Here is a 2,237-nt window from a genome sequence, read left to right as displayed (position 1 = left end):
CGGTCTTTAAAAAGGCCGTAATATCCAGCTGAACGGTCTGGTTATAGGTACATTGAGCAACTGACTGAAATGCCTCAAAATGTTCTTTACGATGCCATTGGGATATATCAACGGTGGTATATCCAGTGATTTTTTTCTCCATTTTAGCTTCCTTAGCTCCTGAAAATCTCGCCAAGCTAGCTTGGATTCTCACCAATAAAAAACGCCCGGCGGCAACCGAGCGTTCTGAACAAATCCAGATGGAGTTCTGAGGTCATTACTGGATCTATCAACAGGAGTCCAAGCTCAGCTAATTAAGCTTGTTAACCTAGTACGATTTCTTCTTTTATTTTTGCGGCTTCATCTGCCAATTGATTACCACATATCCCTTTGTGACCAGGTACCCAAGCAAAATAAACTATCTCTTTTTCTCGTATATTTTGTATTATAGGCCACCAAGGACTTTGTGGTCCTTCTAAACCTAATCCTTCTGTAATATTTTTCCAACAATAATAACTATCAGTTACTATATTTACTTGTTTATCTCTGGTATCCTCTAATGCCATTTGTATTGCCATTCTTTCAGCAACTTGATGAGTGACAGGTCCTAACCTTTTCTGTTTAGTTCTCCCATTACTGGTCACATAAGCTGCTATTCCTTCTCCATTTTGTTTTCCCCCATCAGTGTATATTGTTATTCCTGATGTAGGTTCTTCTACCAATTTCATTCTCCAATCATCATGAACTACTTGATGTGTATATACTATTTCTGGGAGCCAAGAATAATACCATCCTTTTTGCATTTCCCACATTACTTGCTCTTTGGTAAATGGTACCTTAAACGTTGGACATTTTCCTACTCTAGTAATACTTTCTGTTGCCACATGTTGCAACAGTAACATTAAATTTTTTACTGTTGACCATCCCTTATTAGCCTTCATAATCTTTTTACCTGCCCATAGGATTCCTTGTGATTGTTTTATAACATAAGTTGCCTCATAATTTTTTGTAATTTCAACCTCACATAACATTTCTTCTTCTGGATTATAATATTGTAACCCTTGAGCATTTTTAATCTTCTCATTATTTTCTTCTAACTCTTTTTGTGCCTCTTCCGTCCAAATTACTTTTTGATTCAACTCTAAACATCCCTTAGTAGTAGCTGCTATGTGTTTTACTGTCAACCCTGGGACCCCTGAGCTCATCCATGTTATATTCCCCATTAATTTTTGCACATCATTAAGGGTTGGATTCTTTACCATGTCTAATTGCATTTTTTGTACTTTCCAATTTTCAGGACAAAGTTGATAACCTAGCCAGCTATAAGGTGGCACTTCTTGTAATTTATCATCTGGTGTCTCAAAACCCTTTTCCAGTAAGATTGCCCTTAATTCTATGATTAACTCTTTGTGTTGTTTTTTAGAACCATTACTTCCCACGAACAAATCATCCATATATTGATACAATTGTACTTCAGGATATCTTTCCCTAAAAGGTTGTAAAATTTCCTGTAATGTTTTCTGATATATATATGGGCTCAACACGAATCCTTGTGGTAAACAATTCCACACATATCTTTTATCTGGTTCTTGATGATTAATGGAGGGAATAGTGAAAGCTGTATATGGTCTAAACTCTGGATCTAAGGGTATAGTGAAATATGCATCTCCAATATCTAATACAGTCATGTGTTTACATTTAATTAATCCTCCCGGGTGAGGCAATCCTCTGGATATTTCCGTTCCTACTTGTACTGTTTTGTTTAATTCTCTCAGATCTTGTAATAACCTCCATTTGCCAGACCTCTTTTTTATTACAAATATGGGTGAATTATAAGGATTATTGTCACTAGCTTCTGATATTTTTCCCTCTGACAATAGTCTTTGGACTATCTCTTTAGCCCCTTCTAGTTTCTCCTTAGTGAGTGGCCATTGAGGAATTTTTGGCCCCATTGTGCCCTCTTTTAACTCTATTTTTCTAAATTTTATTTCCTTGGAGAGCTGTGCGGATCCGTGATGGTGATGGTGATGCGATCCTCTCATAGTTAATTTCTCCTCTTTAATGAATTCTGTGTGAAATTGTTATCCGCTCACAATTGAATCTATTATAATTGTTATCCGCTCACAAAGCAAATAAATTTTTTATGATTTCTCGAGGTGAAGACGAAAGGGCCTCGTGATACGCCTATTTTTATAGGTTAATGTCATGATAATAATGGTTTCTTAGACGTCAGGTGGCACTTTTCGGGGAAATGTGCG

At 36.6% G+C, this 2,237-nt stretch carries 2 protein-coding genes; both read right to left on the bottom strand.

Annotation, left to right across the window (positions count from 1 at the left end; all coding sequences use genetic code 11):
- Positions 1-142, bottom strand: a 142-nt coding sequence (locus tag CUN59_RS22800) for a CatA-like O-acetyltransferase (RefSeq protein WP_100229947.1), incomplete at its 3' end; no start/stop codon positions are given.
- A gap of 160 nt (positions 143-302) precedes the next feature.
- On the bottom strand, positions 303-2,021 hold the full coding sequence (locus CUN59_RS22795; RefSeq protein WP_104389314.1) for a reverse transcriptase domain-containing protein: 1,719 nt from the start codon (positions 2,019-2,021) through the stop codon (positions 303-305).
- Positions 2,022-2,237: the final 216 nt, after the last annotated feature.

It is taken from the genome of Cuspidothrix issatschenkoi CHARLIE-1 (assembly GCF_002934005.1).
Taxonomy (GTDB): Bacteria; Cyanobacteriota; Cyanobacteriia; order Cyanobacteriales; family Nostocaceae; genus Cuspidothrix; species Cuspidothrix issatschenkoi.
Note: the sequence above shows the minus strand (reverse complement) of the source record. Positions and strands in the feature narration are given on the sequence as shown.

Bases quoted from the DNA above. Each gene is read 5' to 3' on its own strand.
- CUN59_RS22795 (WP_104389314.1), bottom strand. From the start codon at position 2,021: ATGAGAGGATCGCATCACCATCACCATCACGGATCCGCACAGCTCTCC.